This window comes from Rathayibacter sp. AY1B6, from assembly GCF_002932755.1.
GTDB lineage: Bacteria > Actinomycetota > Actinomycetes > Actinomycetales > Microbacteriaceae > Rathayibacter.
This window is the reverse complement of record NZ_PSWL01000029.1, coordinates 1-21,194: the sequence shown is the minus strand read 5'-3', so window position 1 is coordinate 21,194 and position 21,194 is coordinate 1. Positions and strand designations below refer to the sequence as shown.

The window sequence follows — 21,194 nt, the reverse complement described above, 5'->3', positions numbered from 1 at the left end:
CCTCCGTCGGACTGGCCCTCCACGTCGGGGGTGCCGTCGGCTCGGGGAGGACGCTCCTCTCCGGGGCTCTCGACGGTGTGCTCAACGTGGTGCCGGTGGCCGTGCTGATGTGCTTCGGGATCGCCCTGGGTCTCTCTCTTCGGGGATTCGAGAGCGAGCGATCCGCTGATCAGCGGGTGATCCGGCGCTTGCATCGCGCGTCCGCGACGGAGAGGGAGCTGCTGCTGTCGGACGAGCGTGCCCGGAGCGCTCGTGAGCTGCACGACGGCCTCGGGTACAAGCTGACCCTCGTCTCGATGAGTCTCGAGCTCGCCGATCGCCTGCGCCCCGCCGATGCCGAGCAGGCGTGGGCAGAGGTCCGCACGGCTCGATCCGCGTCGAGCGAGGCGCTCGCGGACATGCGGATGTGGGTGAGAGCGCTCAGCCCCGTCCGGAACCAGGGCGCCCGCGGGCTGGCCGCGCTGGAGCTGATCGCGGAATCCTTCCGCGGCACAGGGGTCACCGTCGATGTGGTCGGCGACACGGCCTCGGATCGTGTCCTCACGAGCGACGACGAGATCGCGCTCGTCGTCTATCGGGGCGTTCAGGAAGGGCTGACGAACGCCTTGCGGCACGGCGCTGCCCGCAGTGTCCGCATCGATCTCGAGACCGAGGACAGCCGGCTCGAGCTCTCGATGCTCAGTGACATCGACGCGGGCAGACGGTCCGGTATCCGCGACGGCGAGCCCGAGCTGGGCTTCGGGCTGCGCGGCCTCGACGATCGCGCGACGGCTCGCGGGGGGCGGCTGACGGCGCGGCGCATCGACGACCGGTTCCTCCTGCGTCTCGCGATCCCTCTCGGACGCGGCGGCGGGGAACACGAGGGGCGCGCTTCGTGACGGAGACGACGCCGAGGCGAGTGCTGCTGGTGGAGGACCAGCAGATGATCCGCCGCGGGCTGGTCATGCTCCTCTCGACGGTCGAGGGGGTCGAGATCTCGGCCCAGGCCGAGAACGGACAGGTCGCTCTGCAGATTCTGCACACGACGGAGGTGGACGTCGTCGTCACCGACGCGCGGATGCCGGTCATGGACGGCGTGGAGCTCGCTGCCGAGAGCGCGCGGCGGCACCCGCATCTGCCCGTCCTCCTCCTGACCACCTTCGACGACCACGCGCTCGTCCAGGAGGCCCTGGCCGCAGGAGCGGCCGGATTCCTCCTCAAGGACACCTCGGTGGAGGGCCTCGTCCTGGCGCTCGACGCCGTGATCGCCGGCGGGATGGTGATCGATCCGCGCGTAGCCCGACCGGCCGTCCAGCCGGGCCGCACCGGCGAGAGCCCGTTGGCGCTGCTCACGCGGAGTGAGCGGGTGGTCGCCGAGCTGGTAGCGGAAGGGAGCACGAACCGGGAGATCGCCGCCGCGCTCGTGCTCGCGGAGGGCACCGTCAAGAACCATGTGTCCTCGCTCCTGCGCAAGCTCGGCGCCCGCGATCGCACCGCCCTCGCGCTCGCGCTCCACAGAGCACTCCATCCGGACGGCGTCTGACCACCGGCCCGGTGCAGGCCTGGCGCCCCGTCCGCGCGATGCCGGCCCGCCGCCTATCCTTGAGGGCGATGTCGAACTCCCGCGCCGAGGCCGCCTACCTGCGCTCCCTCGGCGCCTTCCGGACACCGACCCTCGATCTCCTGCACGGCCGCTACGCCCCGTTCGTCGTCGCCGCCCTGTCGCTCGTGTTCACGGTCGACCGGCAGGCGGTGGCCGTGGCCGACGCGCACGCCGAGGTGGGGGAGCTGCTCGAGGAGCTGCGCTCGGCCGGGTACGACGAGGGCGAGCGCGCGCTGCCGAGCGGCACGGCGCGCGAGGTGTGCCGCTACTGGGTCCGCGTCGGCTGGCTCGTGCCGCAGATCGAGGGCGAGGCCGAGGTCTACCGGATGAGCGCCCACGCCGTGAGCGCCCTCGAGATCACCGGGCGCACCGGAGGCGGACGCACGCGCGTCTCGAACTCGCGGGTGCGCACCCTGCTGGAGGCGGTCGAGCGGCTGGCAGCGGACGTCGAGCCCGACCCGGAGGCGCGGCTCTCACGGCTCCGCGAGGAGCGGGCCCGCCTGGACGCGGAGATCGCCGCGCTCGAGGAGGGCGCCGGTCTCGAGCCGGCCGACGACGAGCAGCTCCTCGAGGAGGCGGAGAACGTGGTGCATCTGGCCCGCGAGCTGCCGGCCGACTTCGCGCGGGTGGCGGAGTCGATCAAGGCGATGCAGCGCGACGTGGTCGCGGACCTGCGCCGCGACGTCCGCCCGACCGGCGAGGTGCTGCGGGAGTACTTGGAGCGCGGGCAGCACGTGATGCAGGCCACCAGCGAGGGCCGTGCGTTCGCCGGGGCGCTGCGCCTCCTGGGCGACCCCGAGCGGATCGACGCGCTCGCCGACCAGCTCCACACCGTGCTCGTGCAGCCCTTCTCGCGCCTGATGGACCCGGCGCAGCGCGCCGAGCTCAGCGCGATCGGACGCCGGGTGGAGCTGGGGGTGCAGGAGGTGCTGACCGCGCAGCGCCGCGCCTCCCACGTCATCACGGGTCAGGTCCGCACCCACGATCCGGCTCGCGACCGCCAGGTGGACGAGCTGCTGCGCGAGGTGATGGCGGGGCTCCAGGAGTGGACGGGCGGGATCTCGCCGGATGCGCCGGTCGCGCCGCTGCGGCACCTGCCCGTCGCCGGGATCGGCCACCTGCGGCAGACGCTCGGCGATGTGCGCCCTGCCGGAGGGCCGGCGCCGCTGGCCGGAGACGACGGCGACGCGGAGTTCGTCGGCGACGACAGCCGGGCCTGGGGCGGTCCCCGCTATGCGGAGCTGGAGGCGTACGTCGCGCGGCTCGGCGACGAGTTCGATCTGGCGGACGCCTTCAGCGCGGCTCCGGAGGACACACGACGGCCCGTCGACCTGCTCGGGCTGCTGGAGATCGCGCACCGGACGGGCCTCGTCGACCGCGAGGGCTACTCCGTCGTCAGCGCCCGCCGACCCGACGGGACCGTGCGCCGCTTCGCCTTCGGATCCGTGACCGCCCGCACCCAGGAGGAGACCGACGATGAGTGACCCCGTGGCGATCGACGAGCCCGCCGTCGATCCGTTCATCGCGCCCGTGTCGATGGAGGAGGACCCCGACGAGCTCTTCCCCGGCGACCGCGGCGTCCTCGACACCGAGGTGCGCCGCGTGCTCGTGCACGTGCTGCAGCGCCGCTTCCTCCTCGCCGACCGCCACCGCGAGCAGTGGGCCGTGCTCCAGGAGCACCGGCAGTTGATCGAGTCGCGGCTCAACGACCTGTTCGTGCGGCTCGTCGTCGACCACGAGCGCGGGGTCGCCTACAAGCAGCAGGTGCGCTCCGACGAGGTCGAGATGCCGGTGCTGCTGCGCGACCTCCCCTACACCCGCGCCGAGACGCTGGTGCTGGTGCACCTGCGCACGGTTCATCAGCGGGAGTCGGCGGCCGGCGAGCCGTCGGCGCGGGTGGACGTCGAGGAGGTCGAGCAGACGGTGCTCAGCTACTTCGCCGACGCCGAGCGCGACACCGCGCGCCGGCAGCGCATGGTCCGCAAGGCGCTGGAGCGGCTCGGCCGCGACGGCATCGTCGACGAGGAGTCCGCAGGGCGGTACCGGATCAGCCCGATCGTGGAGATCGTGCTGAGCGCGCCGAAGCTGCGGGAGCTGAGCGACTGGCTGCACGGGCGCAGAAGCGAGGAGGCGTCTCCGGCCGGGGGAGCGGCGCTCGCAGAGGAGCCCGGCTCCGTGGATCGGGAGCCGGCGGACGAGGACCTCCCCGACGACGACGTCCTCCCCGACGACGACGTCCTCCCCGACGACGACACCCCCGACCCGGAGGACGACCCCCGATGACGATGCTCGACACCCTCTTCGGCCTGATCCCCGCCGCCTCGCGCGGTCAGCAGTGGCTCGCCGAGGACCTGCAGCTGGTCAACTGGGGCGGCTACGACGGCGCGCACCGGGTCCGCTTCTCGCCCGGCGCCACGCTGCTCTGCGGCGGCTCCGGGTCCGGCAAGTCGACCCTGATGGACGCCTACATCGCCCTGATGATGCCGCACACCACGCCGTTCAACGGCGCTTCCAACGGCGGAGTGACCGGTCGGCCCCGCGGCGAGGATCAGCGCAACATCCTCTCCTACGCCCGCGGGAAGCTCGACGAGTCGCGGACGGAGGAGGGCACGACCATGCGCGTCCTGCGCGGCGACGGAGTCGACACCTGGACCGCCGTCGCGATGACCTGGGTCGACCACGACGGCTCGCGGTTCAGCGCGGTCCGCGCCTGGTACGTCCCGGCCGGTTCCCGCGTGCTCGAGGAGACGGTGCGCGTCCGCGCGAGCGCCGAGGGCCCGATCGACCTGACCGCGCTCGACCGCGCAGCGGCGCACCGCTTCTCCGATGCCTCGCTCCGGGCGGCGGGACTGGACCCGCTCGCGACGGATCGCGAGTTCTCGGCGCGCCTGCACGCGGTGCTCGGCATCGGAGCGGCGGGAGCCGGATCGAAGGCGATGAGCCTGCTCGCCCGCATCCAGGCGGGTCAGCAGATCACCACCGTCGACGACCTCTACAAGCGGCTCGTGCTCGAGGAGCCCGAGACCCTCGCCTCCGCCGACGCGGTCGTCGCCCACTTCGACGAACTCGAGAGCACCCGGCAGCGGATGCTCACCGCCCGTCAGCAGGTCGCGGCACTCGAGCCGCTGCGGGGCTTGCGCCTGCGCATCGCCGCGTCCGCGGAGCGCGTGCGCCTCATCGACGCGCTCGGGGAGTTCGACGCCCCGGTGTCGCCGGCGGCCCTGTGGCGGGCGGAGCAGCGCCTCGGCCTGCTGCGCGACGTCGAGGCGGAGCTGCGCGAGCGCACCCGCGCCGTCGACGCCGTGCTCCGAGAGAAGCGGGCGCTCGCCGAGGCGGCGGAGTCGGAGCGGGACGGCCTCGCCGAGGTGCTGCGGGCCTCCGGCGGCGACCGCCTCGAGACGGCCCAGCGAGAGCTCCGCGAGGTGGAGCGGCGGCTCGAGACGGTGCGCGACAGCAGGATGCGGCTCGACGAGGATCTGCGGGCCCTGGGTGAGGAGGAGACCACCCGCAAGGGCTTCGAGAGGGCTCTCGCACGCGCTTCCGACGTCACGAGCGCCGCCGCGACGAAGCGCGACGCCCGAGCGGCCTACGCGGAGGCGACGACGGAGCGCACGGCGGCGGTCCGCGCTCTCGTCGACCTCGACGCGGAGCACCGCGCGGCCTCCCAGCATCAGGACAGCATCCCGAGGCCGCTGCACGAGGCGCGGGAGATCATCGCCCGTGCGGCGGACCTCCCGGTCGACGACCTGCCCTTCGTGGGAGAGCTCGTCGAGGTGCGGAGCGAGTTCGAGCCGTGGCGGGACGCGTTCGGCCTCGCTCTCGGCGGCTTCGCGACGACGCTCCTGCTCGATGTCGCCCATCTCGACCGCTTCCGCTCCGCCGTCGATGCGGTGCGCTTTCCGATCCGCCTCCGCTACGAGGGCGTGCAGACAGGTCTCGAGGAGGTGCGCGGCCTCGATCCGTCGACACTGCCCGGCCGTCTGGACTACCGCTCCACGCCCTTCACCGGGTGGCTGCAGGACCGCCTCGAAGACCGTTTCGGCTTCGTCTGCGTCGACAGCGCCGGCGACCTCGGCCGGCACCGGCTGGCACTCGCTCTCTCAGGGCAGCTCTCTCAGGGCCAGCGCGGAGCGCACGGCGGCCACGGCGCGGCGAACGTCCTGGGCTTCTCGAACTCGCGCAGGCTGCGCGAGCTGAGTGCCCTCGTCGAGACGGCTCGCGCACGCAGCGCGGCGGCGACAGAGGCGTCCCGAGTCGCGGAGGAGGCACTCGACGCTGTCGAAGACCGCCTCGTCCGCTTCGCCCGCATCGCCGGACTGTCCTGGGACCAGGTCGACGTCGATTCCCTTGTCGCCGAGCAGGAGCGCTGGACCTCGGTGCTCGAGGAGGTGGCGGAGGTGAATCCCGAGTTGGCGCGGCTGCAGGAGCAGATGGACGGGCTGCGCGGCCGCCTCGAGCGCCTCCGCCAGGAGATCGCCCGCGCCGGGGTGGAGCGCGAGCGGATCGAGGCGGAGTGGGCCGTCGTGGTCGACGACGTCGACGCGAGCCAGGGGGTTCTCGATGCGGCGGAGCGCGCCGGACGGGAGCTCGACGACGACCAGCGCGCCTTCCTCGACGCCCGGTTCACGCTGACCGAGGCCGCGGCGTCCGGCAGCGCCTCGGACGTCCTGGTCCGCTTCGACGCCGCGCTGGCCACGGCGGCGCAGCGTCTCGCGGAGGACCGCCGCTCCGCAGCCGAGGCGCACGAGCAGCAGCGGGAGAGCGCCGGCCGGATCATGGCAGGCTTCCTCGACCGCTGGCCGAACCCCAACCTGCTGGTGGACCCCGAGGCGTCCGCGGGTGATTTCGAGCGGCTGCTCGACGCTCTCGAGACCAGCGGCCTGCACCGGCTCGAGACCGAGTGGCGCGACAGCCTGCTCACTCTCTCCGGCAACGACCTCACGAGCTTCGACTCCACGCTCGGCCGCTCGCTGCGGGAGATCCGCGAGCGGATCGAGCCGATCAACGTGATCATGCAGGATCTGCCGTTCTACGACGACGGTCACCGCCTGCAGATCACCACGCGCGAGAACCAGTCGGAGGTGCGCCGCCGGTTCCGCCGCGAGCTCCGGGACGTGCGCGCCCAGATCCAGGCGGTGTCCACGGAGGAGGAGCGCGAGCAGGTCTACCGGCGGATGTCCCGACTCATCCAGCGGCTGCGGCGCACCGCACCCGATTTCGGCGACCTCGTCGACGTCCGCAACCACGTCCGTGTCAGCGCCGAGCGCGTGGACGCCGTCACCCGAGCGCACGTGGCGCTGTACGACCACATCGGCGAGAAGTCCGGCGGGGAGTCGCAGGAGCTGATCGCCTTCATCGTCGGAGCTGCGCTGCGCTACCAGCTCGGCGACGCGGGAGCCGATCGCCCGCGGTACGCCCCGGTCTTCATGGACGAAGCGCTGATCAAGGCCGACGCCCACTTCACCAAGCGGGCGATCGGCGCGTGGCGCGGTCTCGGCTTCCAGCTCGTGATCGGTGCCCCGAACGACAAGTACAGCGCGATCGAGCCGCACGTCGAGGTGGAGTACGACATCCTCAAAGACACGCGCGGACGCTCCTGGGCCAGGCCGAAGGTGGGCCTGGGAGAGAGGTGACCGATGCCGAGTCTGACCACTCCTGACGGTGCGATGAAGAGCGTGGCCGCCGCGCTTCGGAAGACCTGGGCTGACAGAGTACTCGCCGATCTCGACGGCGCGGAACCGGATCCGATCTCCGTGGGCCTTCGTCCGGGAGTGACGTCGCCGTCGCACGTCGCCGAGGTGGGCTTCGGACCCTGGAGTTCATGGTTGCGGCTGTGGGACGGCTTCAACCTGGGCGACGTCAGCGGCATCAGCTGTATCCGGTCCTCCATCAACGTCCAAGGCGTCGCGGTCGATGCTCCTCTCCAGTTGATCGTCGACTCGCTCGAGACCGCCTTCGCGGTTCTGCAGCAGGAGAGGGCGGGCGGACCGCTCGCGTTCGTGGAGAGGGGTCGTCTGGCCGCGATCTCGTTGCGCACGTCAGGAGCGATCCTCACGCCGAGGGTCCTGGAGCGCATTGCAATGTTCGCTGATCCTGACATCGATGTCCTCGTGGAAGCCGTCGCCTGGCTTCGCGGTCACTCGGACCTGAGCGGGTGGACGAGTCGTCAGCTTCCTCTGCCCGGGGCGCACTCGAAGTGGCTCGTCAAGCATCTTCGCCTTCTGGACGTGCTGACAGGACGCGACCTAGGAACCGAACTGCGACCGCGTCTCGCCGTCCTCCATCTGACTTACGTGGACCCGCAGTATCTCGAGAGCGGCCGACGTCGACACGATTCGTGGACGACGGGCGATCTGCACTCCCTTCCGTACGAACCGCGCGTCATCGTCGTGGTGGAGAATCGAGACTGCAGGCTGTGGTTCCCGGATCTGCCCGGCGCGCTCGTCATCGAGGGGGGCGGGAGCGCCGCCGCCTCCCTTCTGGCCGACGTCGACTGGCTCAGGGACGTCGAGCACGTTGTCTACTGGGGCGACATCGACAGTCGCGGGTTCTCCATCCTCGCCGACCTCCGCTCGGCTCTCGCCGAGCACGGTGTCCCGGTCCGGTCGATCCTCATGGACGGCGACGCCGCCCGACGGTTCGCATCTCGTGGAGTGAAGCACGACCCTCACGGAACACCGCTCCGTGCGTCGCGCACTCGGCCGAGAGGCTTGACCGAGCACGAGAGAGAGGCCTACTCGGTGGTCGCGACCTCAGGACCGGCGCCCTTCAGACGGATCGAGCAGGAGAGGATCCCGCTCGAGGACGCCTGCCGAGAAGTCCTTCGCGCTATCGGGGAGTCGAACTGACAGGGCCTGCACGCTCGGCGCCTGTCCCTACTTCCCGATCTTCGCGTGGCTGCGCGAGTAGGCGAAGTAGATCACGAAGCCCACGGCCAGCCAGATCAGGAAGCGCAGCCAGGTCTCGATCGAGAGGTTGAGCATCAGGTAGGTGCAGATCAGGGCGGAGAGCAGCGGGAGCCACGGGTTCAGCGGGACCCGGAAGCCGCGCTTCAGGTCGGGCCGCTTGCGGCGCAGCACCACGACGCCGACCGAGACCAGGACGAACGCCGAGAGCGTGCCGATGTTGACCATCTCCTCGAGCACGCCGATCGGGGTGAGCCCGGCGAGCAGGGCGACGACGATCGTCACCACCACGGAGGTGAACCACGGCGTGCGCAGGCGCGGGTGGACCGTGGCCAGGCGCCGCGGGAGGAGTCCGTCGCGCGCCATCGCGAAGATGATGCGCGTCGCTCCGATCAGGAGCGTCAGCACGACGGTGGTCAGACCGGCGACGGCGCCGGCCGAGATGACCGTCGCCATCCAGGTCTGCCCGTGGTACGCGAACGCGTTGGCGAGCGCGGCGGACGGGTCGAGCTCGCGGTAGGGGACCATGCCGGTCACGACGAGGGCGACGGCGCAGTAGAGGACCGTGCAGATGATCAGCGAGGCGATGATGCCGATGGGCAGGTCGCGCTGGGGCCGGCGGGTCTCCTCCGCGGTCGTCGCCACGACGTCGAACCCGATGTAGGCGAAGAACACCAGGGAGGCGCCGGCGATGATGCCGCCGACCCCGAACGTGGCCGGCTCGATGCCCGAGAGGAACTGGAGCAGCGGCTGGGTCAGCCCGGATGCGGACTGCGAGGGCTCGGCGGCGGGGACGAACGGCGTGTAGTTGGCGGTGTTCACGAACTGCAGGCCCGCGATGATGACGAACAGGACGATGAACAGCTTGATCGCGACGAGCACCAGGTTCACGCGCAGCGACTCCTTGATGCCGAAGGTCATCAGCGCGCCGAGCACGAGGACGAGCAGGATCGCCGGCACGTCGACGACGCCGCCGTAGGTGAGCGCCGGTGGGAGCGTCACTCCCAGCTGCTGCAGCAGCGACCCGAGGTAGGCGCTCCACCCTTGCGCGACCACGCTCGCTCCGAGGAACAGCTCGAGGATCAGGTCCCAGCCGATGATCCAGGCGAAGAGCTCGCCGAGGGAGGCGTAGGAGAAGGTGTAGGCGGAGCCCGACACCGGGACCGTGGAGGCGAACTCGGCGTAGCACATGGCCGCGAGGGCGCAGGCGAAGGCGGCCACGACGAAGCTCAGGACGATCGCCGGCCCGGCGATGTCGTGGGCGGCGCGGCCGGTGAGGGTGAAGATGCCGGCGCCGATGACGACTCCGACGCCGAAGACCGTGAGATCGAGCGCGGTCAGCGACTTCTTGAGCTTGTACTCGGGCTCATCGGTGTCGGCGATCGACTGCTCGACGGACTTGGTGCGGAGGAGGCTCACGGTGGTTCTCTCTGTGGGCTGCGGGGTGGAGGCGCGAGGGCCACTGGGGAGGATAGCGGGGCCGGCGCCTCTGCCGCGCCGGGCGTCGCCCGAGTACGCTTCCCGGCCATGAGCAGGATCTTCTCCGTGGCGTTCGCCGACGTGCACCCCCTCTACGTGGCGAAGGCGGAGCGCAAGGGCCGGACGAGGGAGGAGGTCGACGAGGCGGTGCGCTGGCTCACCGGCTTCTCGGACGAGGAGCTGACCCGGCACCTCGACAGCAGGACGACCTTCGAGGAGTTCTTCGCGGCGGCGCGCCTGCCTCCGGAGGCCTCAGCCATCACGGGGGTGATCTGCGGTGTGCGGGTCGAGACGATCGAGGATCCGCTGATGAAGCGCATCCGGTACCTCGACAAGCTGATCGACGAGATCGCGAAGGGGCGGCCGATGGCGAAGGTGCTGCGAGCGCCCGCGGTCGGCTGAGCCGACAGCCCCGGGCGCTCCTCCACAGGTGCCGATCCGCTCCGGTCATCCCCGGTCCGGGCCTGCGGGATCCTGCTGTGCCCGCCACGCGAGCAGGGTGTCGGACATGACATCCACACAGCGAACCCCTGCTCCTCCCTCCCGCCGCCGCGATCCCGAAGTCCTGCAGGCGAGCGCGATCCAGGACCTCCTGGCGGCTGTCCCCTCCATCATCGGCATCCGGCCGGAGGAGTCCGTCGTGGTGGTGCCGTTCCTCGGCACGCGCGCCGGGGGAGGCTTCCGGATCCCGCTCCCGGAGGCACTGCGCGGGAGGGAGGCCGAGGCGCTGGCGGGCGGCTGCGCGGCCGTGATGGAGACGATGCCGCGGGCCACCGGTGTGCTGGTGGTGGTCTGCACCCGTGCGGGCTACGCGGAGGAGCGGGGGATCCCGCATCTCGACCTCGGTCGCGCGGTGCTCCGGTGCCTGGAGCGCACGCGCCTGGACATCGTCGCCGTGGCCTGCATCGCCGCCGACGGATGGGGGCGCTACACGGACGCCGAGGAGTGCCGCAGGCCACGTCCGCTCCTCGAGATCGAGCGGAGCGAGACCGGCGTCCTCGCCCGAGCGGTGGCCGACGAGCCTCTGGACATCGACGCGCTCTCGGTGCTGCCGCCGGTCGCCGAGGCCGATCGCACGCTCGTCGCGGAGGTGCTCCGCCGGCCGCCCCTGGTCGACGACACGGAGCGGCTCGTCGAGCGCTGGCTCAGCGGGCCGCGGGACGTCCGCCGCGAAGGACTGATCGTGCGTACCCTGCAGTCGCCGCCCCTCCGCGACCGGGTGACCGTGCAGATCGCGCGGAGCGCGCAGGCGGGGGTCGGTGTGCCACCCGTCGCGGTCGGCGAGGCCCGCGCCGGAACGGACGACGACCACGACCTCGAGCTGTCGGCCCTGCTGCTCGGCAGCGGGCGCGCTCCCGAGCGCGCCCGTCTGGCGCGGGCGACCGGGCTCCTCGCCCGTGCTGCCGCGCTGGCGCCGGAGGAGGCGCGCTCCTCCGTGCTCACCGTGCTCGCCTGGTGCTGGTGGGCGAGGGGAGTCTCGAGCCTCGCCGGGCTCCATCTCGACGAGGCGCTGCGGCTCGACCCCGACGACTCGATGGCTCGGCTCCACGCCTCGCTGTTCGCGGCCCGTCCCCTGCCGGACTGGGTGCTCGCCGCCGCTGCGGAGGCCCTCGACGCCGCCGGCGCCTGAGGTCGGGCGCCGGGGCGACGCGCTCGCCCGCAGACCTGTCGCCCTTGCGCCGGGGGAGGGTCGGCCCTAATGTGCAACCACATGGTTGTACGAACGGACACCGACATCGACCTGCTCTTCCGGGCGCTGGCCGACAGCACCCGACGCGACATCGTCGCCCGGGTGCTGGTCGGCGAGCAGTCCGTCTCCGCACTCGCGGCGCGCTACGAGATGTCGTTCGCGGCGGTGCAGAAGCACGTGGCCGTCCTCGAGCGGGCGGCACTCGTCCGCAAGCGGAGGAGGGGGCGGGAGCAGCTGGTGCAGGGCGAGGTCGCCGCAGTGCGGCGGGCGTCGCGCCTGCTCGACACGTACGAGCAGCTGTGGGCGGGGAGGATCGACCGCATGTCGGACCTCCTCGACGAGGAGTGACACCCGCGAGCCGGCCGGCGCGCGGGACCTGCTGGAGGGAGAGGCGCGATGAGCGTGCTGCAGTCCGTGAAGGACATCGAGGAACTGACCCTGACCGTGACCGCCGAGTTCGACGCCGGGATCGAGCGCGTCTGGCTCCTCTGGACGGACCCCCGCCGCCTCGAGCGCTGGTGGGGGCCGCCGACCTGGCCGGCGACCTTCGAGCGGCACGAGCCGGTCGAGGGCGGGCGGAGCGCCTACGTCATGACCGGACCGGACGGCGAGCAGGCACGCGGTTGGTGGCGCGTGACCCGGGTGGAGGAGCCGACGCGGTTCGAGTTCGAGGACGGCTTCGCCGACGAGCGGGGCGACCCGGTCGACGCGCTGGGCGTCACCCGAGCCGCGGTCACCCTCGACGAGATCGAGCAGGGGCGCACGCGGATGGTCCTCAGCAGCCGATTCGAGTCGGTCGAGCAGCTCGAGCAGATGGTCCAGATGGGCATGGAGGAGGGGCTCCGCCAGGCGATGGGCCAGATCGACGCGATCCTGCTCGAGGGCTGAGACGGCGCCGTCGCGACGGAGGCATCGGCGCTCGCCGCGCCGAGCCTCCGGGCGGAGGTGCCGCCCGCGCTACTGCTCGGGATCGGTGAGGGCGGCGGCGTAGGCGCGGACGGAGCGCTGGTAGCGGGGGAGTCCCGGGGCCAGCGCCTCCAGCGTGATCCGCAGGGCCTCGTCGACGCGCCCGGCGCTGTGCAGAGCGAGCGCGAGGAACACCTCCCGCGCGGAGCCGACCGCGGGGTGCGCAGCGGCGCCGGCGAGGAGATCGATCGCCTCGTCGGTGCGGCCGAGGTTCCGGAGCGTAGAGGCGTACTGGATCGTCACCCGTGCCCGCCGCTCGTCGTCGAGGCCGGCGGCGAGGGCGCGCTCGTACTCGACCGCCGCCTCCGCCTCGTGTCCCGCGCTGTCGAGGGCACCGCCCAGCTCGAAAGCGGCGACTCCGTCGTGTCCCGGGTAGCGGGCTGCGAGGACGCGCATCCGCTCGACGACACCGTCCGGGTCGTCCTGGGCGTCGAGGCGTTCGACCGCCGCGAGCCAGAGGGCGAGCGCGTCGGTCTCGGGACGGTCGGGATCGGAGGCGCGTGTCTCGGTCACACCTCCGACGCTACCGCGCCCGCGCAGTGCGGCGGAGCGGGGCTACGAGGCGGTCGAGTCGGAGCCGTCGTCGTCCGCCCCGTCCTGGTCGGAGCCGGAGGTGCCCGCTCCGACCGGAGCGGCGAGGCGCCCGGCCTCGATCAGGGCGGTCGACGCAGCCGCTCCGCCGATCAGGGCGAACAGCGCCCATCCGGCTCCCCACTTGCGCTTGCCGATCAGGGCGTCGAACGAGAGCGCGCCGGGGCCGTCGGCGACGATCGCGGCCGTCGCCGCGACGAGGACGCCGTTGTACTCCCACCCGCCACCCGCGTTCCACAGGCCGTTGCTCCAGTGCACCTTCCGCACGGCGGTGACCATCGTGGCGATGAGTCCGGCGGCGGCGAGCGGAGTCGCGGCGCCCAGCGCGAGAGCGGCGCCTCCGGCCGTCTCGGTCACGGCGGCGGCGACGGCGTTGCGCCGAGCCGGGTGCATCTCCAGGCTCGACATCATCTGCTCGGTGCCGTCGAGGCCGGGGCCGTCGAACGAGCCCCGCAGCTTCTGCAGACCGTGTCCGACGAAGAGCCCGCCGACGGCGAGACGGAGAACGAGTGAGCCGACCTTCATGGTGACCTCCGGGGTGGGGTGGGGACGTGTAGTGCGAGGGTCCCGGCTGTGCCGCGCCCGGTCAAGGGGTCGCGCCCGGTGAGCGGGCCGCTCGGGAGGGGTGCGCGCTCGGGCAGAGCTCAGAGCAACGTGTAGGCGGAGGCGTCCATCATCACGGTGCCGTCGGTGCAGACCTGCAGCTCGGCGGGAGCGCGGACCGCGCCGTCCTCCGCGTCGAGGACCTCGGCGACGAGGTACGCGGAGGTCCCGACCGCGCAGCCGTAGGCGCCGGGGGAGTGCCAGGCGACCCGGACGTCCGCCTGGGCGCCCGGGACGAGGATCACGGGAGCGTCGGGGTTCGGGCCGGAGGCGTCGGCGACCGCGCTGATCCGGTTCCCACCGGCGTCGGTCGCGTAGACGCCGGGGATGCCCGCGAGAGCGCAGTCCGAGGAGGAGGTGCTGGTGAGCACGAGGTCGAAGGCGCTGTTCCCAGCACCCGACGCGTCGGGGTCGGGCCGGTACTCCATCGTCAGGTCGGAGCCGGTGCAGCGCGCTGCCGTCGGATCCGCGGAGGGAGAGCCGGTCGAGGAGGGCTCGGGAGTCGCCGTGACCGTCACCGTCACGGTCGGGATCGGAGTAGGCGTAGGAGCAGCGGTCGCGGTCGCGGTCGCGGTGCTGGTCGGTGCGGGGAGCGGCGTCCGCGCCGACGGGGCTCCGCCGCTGCCCGCGCAGCCGGAGAGGACGAGGACGAGTGCTGCTGCTGCCAGCGCGGAGGCGCCGGTCCGGTGCGAGAACGTGCTCATGTCCGCAGTCTGCCACCGCCCGGACTGATCGGCCCCATGGATCCGCGCGCCTGCTCCGAGATCCCGGACAGGGAGACGGTCGCGAACGGGGAGGTGTCCCCGGACGCGGAGGCGGCCTCGTGCGTCGGACGTCCGGAGGTGCCCCTCCTCGCGCCCGCCGCACCGGTGTCGGCGCTAGACGCGGACGACCATCTTGCCGGTGTTGCCGCCCCGCATCATCGACAGGAACGCGTCCACGGCGTGGTCGATGCCGTCGACGACGGTCTCGTCGTAGGCGATCTCGCCGTCGGCGAACCAGCCGGCCATCAGCCGGTTGAACTCCGGCGCGTGGTCGAGGTAGCCGGACAGCGTGAAGCCGCGCAGAGTGAGACCGCGGGTGATGATGTTCGCCATGTTGTCGGGGCCCGGCGTCTTCTCGGTGCTGTTGTAGCCGGCGATCGCGCCGCAGAGAGCCGCGCGGCCGCCGTCGCGGAAGGCGTCGAGCGCCGCCTCGAGGTGGTCGCCGCCGACGTTGTCGAAGTACACGTCGATCCCGTCGGGCGCGGCCTCGGCCAGCTGCTCGCGGACCGGGCCGGAGTGGTAGTCGAAGGCGGCGTCGTAGCCGTACTTCTCCGTCAGCAGGGCGACCTTCTCGGCCGAGCCCGCGGATCCGACGACCCGCTCGGCTCCGAGGAGGCGCGCGATCTGGCCGGCGGCCGAGCCGACGGCTCCCGCGGCGCCCGAGACGAAGACGGTGTCGCCCTCCTTCATGCCCGCGATGGCGGTGAGCCCGACGTACGCGGTGAGACCGGTCATCCCGAGGATGCCGAGGCGGAGCGAGAGCGGCACTCCGGGGATCTCGGGGACGACGCGGAACTGCGACGACTCGGCCTGCACGACGTCTCGCCAGCCGAGCTGGTGCAGGACCGCGCTGCCGACGGGGAACGCGGGATCGTCGGAGACGGTCACCCGGCCGACGGCGCCGCCGGTCATGGTCTCGCCGAGGGCGAAGGGCGGGGTGTAGCTCTTCACGTCGTTCATGCGGCCGCGCATGTAGGGGTCGACCGAGAGGAAGGCGTTCTCGACGCGGATCTCGCCCGCGGCCGGGTCGCCGTACTCGACGGTCGCGGTCCGGAAGTCCTCGGCGACGGGCCAGCCGTCGGGGCGGCGGACGAGCTGGATCTGGGTGCTGGTGACGGTGCTCATGGGGCCTTTCGTGGTGGTGGAGCGGAAGGGATCAGAGTGCGAGGCCGACGGCGAGCGCGATCACCGCGAGCAGACCCGGAGTCATCTGGGTCAGCGCGGCGCGGCGCTTGGTCGGAGCGGAGAGGAGCAGGACGAGCGCTGCGGCGACCATCGATCCGGCGCCGGCGAACACGAGGGCCGCGCCGACGGCGGTGGCCCCGGTCACGACGGCGACGATGCCGGCCACGGTGACGACGGCGAGGAAGAGGTTGTAGAAGCCCTGGTTGTAGGCCATCTCCTTCGTCGCCTCCGCCTCGCCGGCGGTCGTGCCGAACGTCGAGCGGGCACGCGGGGTCGTCCAGAGGACCGACTCGAGCACGAAGATGTAGACGTGCAGCGCCGCGGCGAGAGCGGCGAGCACCAGTCCGAGAACGATCACGGCGGGCCTCCAGGCGGTTGTCGTGGTGCGGAGGGCTCCGCACCGATTGTGTAACGAACAGTCCACAATATACTGGGACGAGCGGTCCGCGCCAGTGCGGCGCCGCAGCTGTCACCCGTCAGGAGGGGCGCCGTGGGTCGCACGCAGGGCTTCGACACCGAGCAGGTCGTCCGCGCCGCCCGCGCCGTCTTCTGGGAGAGCGGCTTCGAGGAGGCGTCGCTCCCGGACCTGGAGTCCGCGACGGGACTGCGCCGCTCCAGCCTCTACCACGCCTTCGGCAGCAAGCGCGGGCTCTTCGACGCGGCCGTGCAGAGCTACCTCGACGAAGTGGTGCGGCCCCGGCTCGCCCCTCTCGTCGATCCGGGCGGGGCGTCGCCGACGGCGCTCGAGGAGTACTTCACCGGGCTGCGGGCGGCGCTCGCCGACTCCCGCACGCTCTCCGCCCGGAGCGGCTGCCTGCTGCTCAACGCGGCGGGAGCGCCGATCGCGCGCGACGACGCGGTGCGCGAGGTGATCGCCGACTACCGGGCCGAGCTGCTGGGCGCACTGCGCGCCGGAGCTCTGGCCCGCTGGCCCGACGCGCAGTCGTGGGCGTCGGCTCAGGCGGACGTCCTCGTGTCGCTGCTGGTGGCCGCGCTCGTGCTGGCTCGGGTCGATCCGGAGCAGTCGCTCGCCACCGTGGACGCGGCGCTCGCACTGGTTCGGTCCTCCGCGCCCTGACGGCGGCGCCGCGAACGCCGGAGCACCGCCCGCGGGCCGTGCCCGCTGCTCGCACTCGGAGCGCCGGGACGACGGGCACAGCACGACGCCCCCGTGCGCCTCGCGTCCCGGTGGGACGGAGGCGCGCGGGGGCGTCGGGCAGGCGGGGTCAGTCGGTGCCGGCGTCGAACGCCGCACCCTCCGAGGCCAGGTCGGTGGCGCGTCCGAGCGCGTCGGCCGCTGCGGATCCGCCGCCCTCGGTGATCGCGTCGGCCTCGCCGATCTCGAGCTCGCCGACGAGCTCGGCGGTCGGACCGCCGACGAGGCCAGCGGCCGCGTACTGCTCGAGCCGCGAGCGGGAGTCGGCGATGTCGAGGTTGCGCATGGTGAGCTGCCCGATGCGGTCCTCGGGGCCGAAGGCGGCGTCGCCGACGCGCTCCATCGAGAGCTTGTCGGGGTGGTAGCTCAGCGCGGGGCCGGTGGTGTCGAGGATCGTGTAGTCGTCGCCGCGGCGCAGGCGCAGGGTGACCTCGCCGGACACGGCCGAGCCGACCCAGCGCTGGATGGACTCCCGCAGCATCAGCGACTGGGGGTCGAGCCAGCGGCCCTCGTACATCAGGCGGCCGAGACGGCGGCCCTCCGAGTGGTACTGGGCGACGGTGTCCTCGTTGTGGATGGCGTTCAGCAGGCGCTCGTAGGCGATGTGCAGCAGCGCCATTCCGGGGGCCTCGTAGATGCCGCGGCTCTTGGCCTCGATGATCCGGTTCTCGATCTGGTCCGAGACGCCGAGCCCGTGGCGTCCGCCGATGGCGTTCGCCTCGAGCACGAGCGCGACGGCGTCCGAGAACTCGACGCCGTTCAGCGCGACGGGGCGGCCGGCCTCGAACCGCACCGAGACGACCTCGGAGGCGATCTCGACCTCGTCGCGCCACGACGCGACTCCCATGATGGGCTCGACGAGCTCGAGTCCGCTGGAGAGCTCCTCGAGGCGCTTGGCCTCGTGGGTGGCGCCCCAGATGTTGGCGTCGGTCGAGTAGGCCTTCTCGGTGGCGTCGCGGTAGGGGAAGCCGCGGGCGACCAGCCACTCCGACATCTCGGTGCGGCCGCCGAGCTCGTTGACGAACTGCACGTCGAGCCAGGGCTTGTAGATGCGCAGGCGGGGGTTGGCGAGCAGGCCGTAGCGGTAGAACCGCTCGATGTCGTTGCCCTTGTAGGTCGAGCCGTCGCCCCAGATGTCGACGCCGTCCTCACGCATGGCGCGGACGAGGAGGGTCCCGGTCACGGCGCGGCCGAGGGGAGTGGTGTTGAAGTACGTCTTGCCGCCGGAGCGGATGTGGAAGGCGCCGCACTGCAGGGCGACGAGCCCCTCCTCGACCAGCGCGCTCTTCGCGTCGACGAGGCGCGAGATCTCGGCGCCGTACTGGGCCGCGCGGGAGGGGACGCTCTCGATGTCGGGCTCGTCGTACTGGCCGATGTCGGCCGTGTACGTGCAGGGCACCGCGCCCTTCTCGCGCATCCAGGCGACGGCGACGGATGTGTCGAGGCCTCCCGAGAATGCGATTCCGACACGCTCGCCCACGGGCAGACTGCTCAACACTTTCGACATGACTCCGATTTTAGGAGGAACGGGGACCTCCTCCGCGCCGCAGGCGGTCCGACCCGCCTCCCGGGGCACCCGCGCGGGGTGCGCTCCGGCAGTGGGAGCACGTCCTCCGTCGATCCGCGTCGATCACCGCCGCCCCCGAGCGGGGTGCGCGAGCCGGCCGGAGGCTGCGCGTTCGGGAGGCGGAGCCCGCGCACCTGGCGCGGATCGCCCGCTCCGTCTGAGTAGTTCCGCGCGGCCCGGATGGACGGCCGTGGCGAGCGCGTGCCAGGCTCCGCTCGACCCCGGCTTCCGCCGCCACCGCCGCCTCCGAAAGGGCTCTCCGTGCCACGACCTCCCTCCCGCCTCGCGGCGATCGCCCTCGCCTGCCTGCTCGCCGCGGGCGGCTCCGCTGCTCTGGCGCCGTCGGCCCTCGCGACGCAGGCCGTCGCCGAGACTCCGACCGCCTTCGTCCCGGGGGAGGCTCCGCCCGCGGAGGCGCGCGGATCGCAGACCTACACGAACGCTCTCCTCGGCGGCGACTCCCTCGACGCCGGGGAGCGCATCTTCTCGAACGGAGACTCCGCGAGCTTCGAGATGCAGGCGGACGGCAACGCCGTGATCTACGACGCCGGGCGCCGACCCGTCTGGAGCACCCGGACCCAGGGCACCGGAGCGACCACGGTGCGGATGCAGGAGGACGGCAACCTCGTCGTCGTGACCGGCTCCGGCACGCCCGTCTGGGCGTCCGGGACCGCGGGGGAGACCGGCGCGCTCGCCCTCATCCAGGACGACGGGCAGCTCGTGCTCGTCCGCCCGGACGGAGACACGGCCTGGTCCTCGGCCGACGAGCAGGAGCCCGAGCCGGAGCCGATCGCCGACGTCCTCGACAGCGGGCGCGAGCTCGCTCCGGGGCAGCAGCTGACCGCCTCGGACGGCCGCTCGCGCGCCGCGATGCAGAGCGACGGCAATCTCGTCGTCTACGTGGACGGGTCGCCGCGCTGGAGCTCCGTCACCTCCGGAGCGGGCAACCGCCTCGCGATGCAGACCGACGGGAACGCGGTGGTCTCGGCCCCCGGTTCCGGCGTGCGCTGGCAGGCGGGGACGGCCGGCAGCCCCGGCGCGCGGATGCGGATGCAGAACGACGGCAACCTGGTGATCACCGCCGCCTCCGGACGACCGCTGTGGGCGAGCTCGACCTCGCGCGCGCCCGAGATCCGCGACGTCCTCTCCTCCGGCTCGCGGCTCGGCCGCGGACAGCAGCTCACCTCGCCGGACGGACGGTCCCGTGCCTCGATGCAGGGCGACGGCAATCTCGCGGTCTACTCGCGGGGGGACGTCCGCTGGGGCGCCGGCACCCAGGGTGAGGGCGAGACGCTCTCGATGCAGTCCGACGGCAACGCCGTGGTCACCTCCGCCTCGGGCCGACCGCTCTGGGCCTCGGGAACGGCGGGCAACCCCGGATCCCGCCTGCAGATGCAGAACGACGGCAACCTGGTCGTCTACTCCGCCTCGGGCCGCGCGCTCTGGGCGAGCGACACTCCTCCGGCGCCGCCCGCGCCCGCTGTCCGCGACACCCTCTCGTCCGGGAACCGGCTCACGTCCGGCCAGCTGCTGCGCTCCTCCGACGGAGGGAGCGAGGCGGTCATGCAGGGCGACGGCAACCTCGTCGTCTACTCGCGCGGCTCGGCGCGCTGGGCGGCCGGCACGTCCGGAGGCGGCAACCGGCTCGAGATGCAGTCCGACGGCAACGCCGTGGTCTACGCGGGCTCCGGCGGCGCGCGCTGGCAGTCCGGCACGGCGGGCAGCCCGGGCTCCCGCATGGTGATGCAGAACGACGGCAACCTGGTGATCTACTCGCCGCAGGGCCGCGCGCTCTGGGCGAGCACGCAGGCCGCCGCACCGGCGCCGGCACCCGCGCCCGGCGGCAACCCGCCCCCACGTCCCGCGGATCGGGACTGCCGGGACTTCAGCAGCCAGCAGGAGGCGCAGGCGTTCCTGGAGTACTGGGCGCAGTGGTACGGCGACTTCGCCCGACTCGATGAGAACCGTCCTCCGAACGGGATCGCCTGCGAGGACTACCCGTACTGACACTGCGACACGGCGTCTGATCCGTCCGAAGGCCCGCCCTCCGCCGAGGGGGCGGGCCTTCGCCGTCCTCACGACGAGAGCGACGCCTCAGGCGGGCGCGCGCACCCCCGCCGCGGGCAGGAGCACCGTGTCGATCAGCGAGACCAGGTAGTCGCGGTCCACCGGCTCGCGCAGCAGCAGCACGCGGTACGCCACCATCGACGGCGTGATCAGCGCCAGCTGCTCCACGTCGGTGTCGGACGAGATCTCGCCGCGGGCGATCGCGCGGTTCAGGAGGAAGCGATTCGCCCGCGCCCGCGGCTCGACGAGCGCGGTCCTCACCGCGTCCGCGAGCTCGGGTGCCTTCGAGATCATCGCGACGACCCCGGACATGATGTGCAGCTTCCGCTCGGCGTCCTCGATGGAGTGCGGCTTGATGAGGGCGACGAGGTCGCCGCGGAGGGACCCGGTGTCGGGGAGGGAGTCCTCGGCGAGGTCGGCGCCCTTCAGGCACGCGAGCGCCTCGAGCACCAGGTCGGCCTTCGAGTCCCAGCGCCGGTAGACCGTGGCCTTCCCGGCCTTCGCCCGGGCCGCGACCATGTCGATCGTCATGCCCTCGTAGCCGGTCTCGGCGAGTACGTCGAGGGCGGCGGTCAGGATCGCGCCGTCCCGGGCGGGGTCGCGGCCCGGGCGAAGGCCGGGAAGGCCACGGTCTACCGG

At 72.5% G+C, this 21,194-nt stretch carries 20 protein-coding genes; 12 read left to right on the top strand and 8 right to left on the bottom strand.

The features are described 5' to 3' along the window. Positions 1 to 77: 77 nt before the first annotated feature. The 6 genes from C5D08_RS17090 to C5D08_RS14245 all read left to right on the top strand — a co-directional run bounded on the left by C5D08_RS17090 (position 78) and on the right by C5D08_RS14245 (position 8,430). Complete coding sequence (locus C5D08_RS17090) at positions 78 to 878, top strand: sensor histidine kinase (RefSeq protein WP_181126240.1); 801 nt, start codon at positions 78 to 80, stop codon at positions 876 to 878. Beyond that, positions 875 to 1,522, top strand: coding sequence for a response regulator transcription factor (locus C5D08_RS14265; RefSeq protein ID WP_258067415.1), 648 nt, complete (start codon positions 875 to 877; stop codon positions 1,520 to 1,522). Before C5D08_RS17090 ends, C5D08_RS14265 begins: the two co-directional genes overlap by 4 nt. Positions 1,523 to 1,590: 68 nt before the next feature. Next, the gene (locus C5D08_RS14260; protein WP_104277600.1) at positions 1,591 to 3,066 is read left to right on the top strand and encodes a DUF3375 domain-containing protein; all 1,476 of its coding nucleotides are present in this window, start codon (positions 1,591 to 1,593) and stop codon (positions 3,064 to 3,066) included. Then, positions 3,059 to 3,865, top strand: a complete 807-nt coding sequence (locus C5D08_RS14255) for a DUF4194 domain-containing protein (protein ID WP_104277599.1) — start codon at positions 3,059 to 3,061, stop codon at positions 3,863 to 3,865. The genes C5D08_RS14260 and C5D08_RS14255 overlap by 8 nt, the downstream gene beginning before the upstream one ends. Continuing rightward, complete coding sequence (locus C5D08_RS14250) at positions 3,862 to 7,215, top strand: ATP-binding protein (protein WP_104277598.1); 3,354 nt, start codon at positions 3,862 to 3,864, stop codon at positions 7,213 to 7,215. The genes C5D08_RS14255 and C5D08_RS14250 overlap by 4 nt, the downstream gene beginning before the upstream one ends. A gap of 3 nt (positions 7,216 to 7,218) precedes the next feature. Continuing rightward, positions 7,219 to 8,430, top strand: a complete 1,212-nt coding sequence (locus C5D08_RS14245) for a DUF3322 and DUF2220 domain-containing protein (protein ID WP_104277597.1) — start codon at positions 7,219 to 7,221, stop codon at positions 8,428 to 8,430. A gap of 27 nt (positions 8,431 to 8,457) precedes the next feature. Here C5D08_RS14245 and C5D08_RS14240 read toward each other — a convergent pair whose 3' ends face one another. After that, positions 8,458 to 9,906 carry an amino acid permease gene (locus C5D08_RS14240; protein ID WP_104277596.1) on the bottom strand — a complete coding sequence of 483 codons (1,449 nt, stop codon included), beginning with the start codon at positions 9,904 to 9,906 and terminating at the stop codon, positions 8,458 to 8,460. Between the two features lie 108 nt (positions 9,907 to 10,014). On the opposite strand from C5D08_RS14240, the gene C5D08_RS14235 reads away from it, so the two are divergent. The 4 genes from C5D08_RS14235 (at position 10,015) to C5D08_RS14220 (ending at position 12,544) form a co-directional block, all read left to right on the top strand. Beyond that, entirely contained in the window at positions 10,015 to 10,368 is a 354-nt protein-coding gene (locus tag C5D08_RS14235; protein ID WP_104277595.1) for a DUF2200 domain-containing protein, read from the top strand. 106 nt (positions 10,369 to 10,474) lie between these two features. Further along, positions 10,475 to 11,596 (top strand): DUF4192 family protein, encoded by a 1,122-nt coding sequence (locus C5D08_RS14230; protein WP_146086052.1) that lies wholly within the window; start codon positions 10,475 to 10,477, stop codon positions 11,594 to 11,596. Between the two features lie 81 nt (positions 11,597 to 11,677). Further along, positions 11,678 to 12,004, top strand: a complete 327-nt coding sequence (locus C5D08_RS14225) for a metalloregulator ArsR/SmtB family transcription factor (protein WP_104277621.1) — start codon at positions 11,678 to 11,680, stop codon at positions 12,002 to 12,004. Positions 12,005 to 12,052: 48 nt separating this feature from the next. Next, entirely contained in the window at positions 12,053 to 12,544 is a 492-nt protein-coding gene (locus C5D08_RS14220; RefSeq protein WP_104277593.1) for an SRPBCC domain-containing protein, read from the top strand. A 69-nt stretch (positions 12,545 to 12,613) separates the two neighbouring features. Here C5D08_RS14220 and C5D08_RS14215 read toward each other — a convergent pair whose 3' ends face one another. From C5D08_RS14215 to C5D08_RS14190, 5 genes are all read right to left on the bottom strand, one after another. Next, positions 12,614 to 13,135 carry a tetratricopeptide repeat protein gene (locus tag C5D08_RS14215; RefSeq protein WP_258065046.1) on the bottom strand — a complete coding sequence of 174 codons (522 nt, stop codon included), beginning with the start codon at positions 13,133 to 13,135 and terminating at the stop codon, positions 12,614 to 12,616. A 42-nt stretch (positions 13,136 to 13,177) separates the two neighbouring features. Beyond that, on the bottom strand, positions 13,178 to 13,738 hold the full coding sequence (locus tag C5D08_RS14210) for a DoxX family protein (RefSeq protein WP_104277592.1): 561 nt from the start codon (positions 13,736 to 13,738) through the stop codon (positions 13,178 to 13,180). Between the two features lie 119 nt (positions 13,739 to 13,857). Further along, a complete protein-coding gene (locus C5D08_RS16745) occupies positions 13,858 to 14,520 on the bottom strand; it encodes a DUF4232 domain-containing protein (protein WP_146086051.1) in 663 nt (220 codons plus the stop codon). 174 nt (positions 14,521 to 14,694) lie between these two features. Beyond that, positions 14,695 to 15,705: an NADP-dependent oxidoreductase gene (locus C5D08_RS14195; RefSeq protein WP_104222542.1), complete on the bottom strand. Its 1,011-nt coding sequence runs from the start codon at positions 15,703 to 15,705 to the stop codon at positions 14,695 to 14,697. A gap of 31 nt (positions 15,706 to 15,736) precedes the next feature. Then, positions 15,737 to 16,123: a DUF1304 domain-containing protein gene (locus C5D08_RS14190; protein WP_104277589.1), complete on the bottom strand. Its 387-nt coding sequence runs from the start codon at positions 16,121 to 16,123 to the stop codon at positions 15,737 to 15,739. Between the two features lie 132 nt (positions 16,124 to 16,255). Between C5D08_RS14190 and C5D08_RS14185 the strand changes: the two genes are divergently transcribed. Next, the gene (locus tag C5D08_RS14185) at positions 16,256 to 16,843 is read left to right on the top strand and encodes a TetR/AcrR family transcriptional regulator (RefSeq protein ID WP_104277588.1); all 588 of its coding nucleotides are present in this window, start codon (positions 16,256 to 16,258) and stop codon (positions 16,841 to 16,843) included. A 148-nt stretch (positions 16,844 to 16,991) separates the two neighbouring features. Here the strand turns inward: C5D08_RS14185 and argG are convergent, their stop codons facing one another. Then, a complete protein-coding gene (gene argG, locus C5D08_RS14180; protein ID WP_104222545.1) occupies positions 16,992 to 18,428 on the bottom strand; it encodes an argininosuccinate synthase in 1,437 nt (478 codons plus the stop codon). Positions 18,429 to 18,749: 321 nt separating this feature from the next. On the opposite strand from argG, the gene C5D08_RS14175 reads away from it, so the two are divergent. After that, on the top strand, positions 18,750 to 20,495 hold the full coding sequence (locus C5D08_RS14175; RefSeq protein ID WP_181109981.1) for a hypothetical protein: 1,746 nt from the start codon (positions 18,750 to 18,752) through the stop codon (positions 20,493 to 20,495). Between the two features lie 87 nt (positions 20,496 to 20,582). On the opposite strand, the gene C5D08_RS14170 is transcribed toward C5D08_RS14175, so the two are convergent. Then, on the bottom strand, positions 20,583 to 21,194 hold a 612-nt coding region (locus C5D08_RS14170), incomplete at its 5' end, for a TetR/AcrR family transcriptional regulator (RefSeq protein WP_104277586.1).

Coding starts and splice junctions, on each gene's coding strand:
- C5D08_RS14260 (WP_104277600.1), top strand. CDS start 1,591: ATGTCGAACTCCCGCGCCGAGGCCGCCTACCTGCGCTCCCTCGGCGCC.
- C5D08_RS14255 (WP_104277599.1), top strand. CDS start 3,059: ATGAGTGACCCCGTGGCGATCGACGAGCCCGCCGTCGATCCGTTCATC.
- C5D08_RS14250 (WP_104277598.1), top strand. CDS start 3,862: ATGACGATGCTCGACACCCTCTTCGGCCTGATCCCCGCCGCCTCGCGC.
- C5D08_RS14245 (WP_104277597.1), top strand. CDS start 7,219: ATGCCGAGTCTGACCACTCCTGACGGTGCGATGAAGAGCGTGGCCGCC.
- C5D08_RS14235 (WP_104277595.1), top strand. CDS start 10,015: ATGAGCAGGATCTTCTCCGTGGCGTTCGCCGACGTGCACCCCCTCTAC.
- C5D08_RS14230 (WP_146086052.1), top strand. CDS start 10,475: ATGACATCCACACAGCGAACCCCTGCTCCTCCCTCCCGCCGCCGCGAT.
- C5D08_RS14225 (WP_104277621.1), top strand. CDS start 11,678: ATGGTTGTACGAACGGACACCGACATCGACCTGCTCTTCCGGGCGCTG.
- C5D08_RS14220 (WP_104277593.1), top strand. CDS start 12,053: ATGAGCGTGCTGCAGTCCGTGAAGGACATCGAGGAACTGACCCTGACC.
- C5D08_RS14210 (WP_104277592.1), bottom strand. CDS start 13,738: ATGAAGGTCGGCTCACTCGTTCTCCGTCTCGCCGTCGGCGGGCTCTTC.
- C5D08_RS16745 (WP_146086051.1), bottom strand. CDS start 14,520: ATGAGCACGTTCTCGCACCGGACCGGCGCCTCCGCGCTGGCAGCAGCA.
- C5D08_RS14195 (WP_104222542.1), bottom strand. CDS start 15,705: ATGAGCACCGTCACCAGCACCCAGATCCAGCTCGTCCGCCGCCCCGAC.
- argG (WP_104222545.1), bottom strand. CDS start 18,428: ATGTCGAAAGTGTTGAGCAGTCTGCCCGTGGGCGAGCGTGTCGGAATC.